The 1,762-nt window shown below is 55.7% G+C and carries 3 protein-coding genes; 2 read left to right on the top strand and 1 reads right to left on the bottom strand.

The window, feature by feature from the left end:
- Positions 1-238: hypothetical protein (locus CW742_RS11890; protein WP_292420651.1), on the top strand; the 238-nt coding region annotated here is incomplete at its 5' end.
- 405 nt (positions 239-643) lie between these two features.
- A complete protein-coding gene (locus CW742_RS11885) occupies positions 644-982 on the top strand; it encodes a cupin domain-containing protein (protein ID WP_292420649.1) in 339 nt (112 codons plus the stop codon).
- A 456-nt stretch (positions 983-1,438) separates the two neighbouring features.
- On the opposite strand, the gene nth is transcribed toward CW742_RS11885, so the two are convergent.
- Positions 1,439-1,762, bottom strand: a 324-nt coding sequence (gene nth / locus CW742_RS11880) for an endonuclease III (protein ID WP_369333019.1), incomplete at its 5' end; no start/stop codon positions are given.

Genomic DNA, 1,762 nt, shown 5'->3' with positions numbered 1-1,762 from the left:
GGATGCGCTGGCTGCGGTTTCCCGCGCCCGCGGAATAGAACCGCAGAACATCCCGCTCTGGATGGACGTTGTTCGGCTCTTTGCGCAGAGACGCAAGTACCATACTGCCCTGAACCTGGTCCAGCGGGCCATGGAGAAGAACCCGAAAAATGAGACTCTGGCCATGAAACGCGAATCCCTGCTGAACAAGACGATCCCAGTTGCACGCACCCCGGGACTCGTCTCCATTACACCGTGAATGCGCCAGAGAATAATGGAAGGGCAGGCAGGCACGCCCTCTTGCAACACACCATCCCGATGATCCCGGCCTGTGCACCGGGGGAGAGAAACGATCGCTAAGGACGTGATCGCACATCACGTCCGACAGGGCACACGAATCCAAAATACCGGAATGAGGATACATATGACAGGGCGCGGGGCGGCATCCATCAACCTCTGCTCCCCCGCGCACCTGTCTTGTTCCGGATTATGGTCCTTTCTCGTCCGGCCAGGGGATGGCCGGATGCAGCCAAGTCCCTGATCTTCGACAACTTCACGGCACACGAACGAACGGCACGTTTCATGGAACGCATTAGCAGGGAAACACAGAAATCCGAGCTGTTATCAGTACTTCCTTATATACCAGGTGAAAGGGTGAGATGAGATGAAGATCACGGATGTAGCAAACGTCGTGTCGGGGCCGAACCCGCACCATGTGGATGTCAGGAAGATCTACGACTCGCCGCACGCGATGGCAGTCATCATTACGCTCAATCCCGGTGAGGCGCTCAAAAAGCACATCACTCCTGTCGATGTATTCTTCTATGTGCTGGAAGGGACCGGTGTTGTCGAGATTGGAAGTGAGAAGCAGACCGTGGAAAAAGACATGCTGGTCGAGAGCCCGGCAAAGATCCCGCACACATGGAAGAACGAGAGCAACGCGGTCTTCCGCGTGCTGGTCGTGAAAGTGCCCAAGCCCACGGAAGAGACGAAGCTGCTGTAAGCAGGGGCCCTGTTCTTTTGGGCACAGGGAGATACCTGCCGGTCTGCAGGATCGTCACGGGGCGCGATCCTGAGGGGGGCTAACCGTCCGGACACCATGAAACTAACTGGAGGGATCCGACGGGAACTACTCGTTTTTCGAGGGAGGTCCAGGTGTCACTCTCAGGAAACACTATCTCTTTAATTTGAGGTTATTTTTCGGATTGGAACCCATTTTGAAAAACAGGTTTTTGGGAAGTCGCGTTTTTTCATGAATTACAGCATACGGTTTTGGAAATATTGGATTTTTTGCGAGATTCTGAGGATCCGGAGGGTAATCCGAACTCTAAAAAAAGCTTAATTGGTGCCTTTTGGTTCAAAGAAGGGTGAGATTTCTGGACATGAGGTCGCTCGGAAGAACCTAATAGGGGGTTCCGGTTAAATCCAGTACCTGTCTCCGACGTTAAGCGTCTGCGCTTCAGGCCGGGTTCTCCCGGTACCACCGGCACATCTCCCGGATCACGCACTCACCGCACAGCGGCTTCTTCGCATCACAGGTCGCCCGCCCGTGCGCGATCAGGACATCGGTGAGATCGCCCCAGTCCTTCTGCGGGAAAAGTGCCATGAGATCGCGCTCGATGACCGCGACATTGTCCGTATCCGAGAACCCGATCCGCTCGGCGAGCCGGCGGACGTGGGTGTCAACCGCGATGCCCTCGTTCTTCCCCAGCGCATGGTAGAGCACGATGTTTGCCGTCTTGCGGCCAACACCCGGGATGGTGAGGAGCTCGTTCATCGTCTC

Origin of the sequence: Methanoregula sp. (assembly GCF_002835825.1) — an archaeon.
Lineage (GTDB): Archaea > Halobacteriota > Methanomicrobia > Methanomicrobiales > Methanospirillaceae > Methanoregula.
Note: the sequence above shows the minus strand (reverse complement) of the source record. Positions and strands in the feature narration are given on the sequence as shown.

Excerpts from the sequence above, each read along its gene's own strand:
- CW742_RS11885 (WP_292420649.1), top strand. The coding sequence starts at position 644 with ATGAAGATCACGGATGTAGCAAACGTCGTGTCGGGGCCGAACCCGCAC.